Source organism: Pseudoalteromonas sp. GW168-MNA-CIBAN-0100, from assembly GCF_040309225.1.
GTDB classification, from domain to species: domain Bacteria; phylum Pseudomonadota; class Gammaproteobacteria; order Enterobacterales; family Alteromonadaceae; genus Pseudoalteromonas; species Pseudoalteromonas arctica.
On sequence record NZ_JBEOOL010000424.1, the window covers coordinates 1 to 290 of the forward strand.

1 protein-coding gene is annotated in these 290 nt (G+C 40.7%); it reads right to left on the reverse strand.

Annotated elements, in window-relative coordinates; all coding sequences use genetic code 11:
• On the reverse strand, positions 1-290 hold a 290-nt coding region (locus AAEY62_RS21790; RefSeq protein ID WP_350636483.1), incomplete at both ends, for an amidohydrolase family protein.

The following is a 290-nucleotide window of genomic DNA, read 5'->3' on the forward strand; positions in this document are numbered from 1 at the left end:
GTTAAACATTGGGTTTGCTGCTCGCTATTAAGCATTAGTAATTCAAAGCCTGAAAACTTCATCGCAACATTAGGCTGTTTTGCAAGTAGTTCAATTGCAGTTGCCCAGTTAGCAAGGTTGTGTGCAAGCCCTGCGTGATTAATGATGATTTGTAAGTCACTAACTTGGTTGGCATAAGAAATAAGTTGCTCGGTGATGTTGAGGTTTTCTATTTCAAATTGCGCTTCAAAATGCAGTTTTAAGTGGCTCAAGTGGCGCAGGTTATCGAGACAATGAGGGTTCAATAAGCG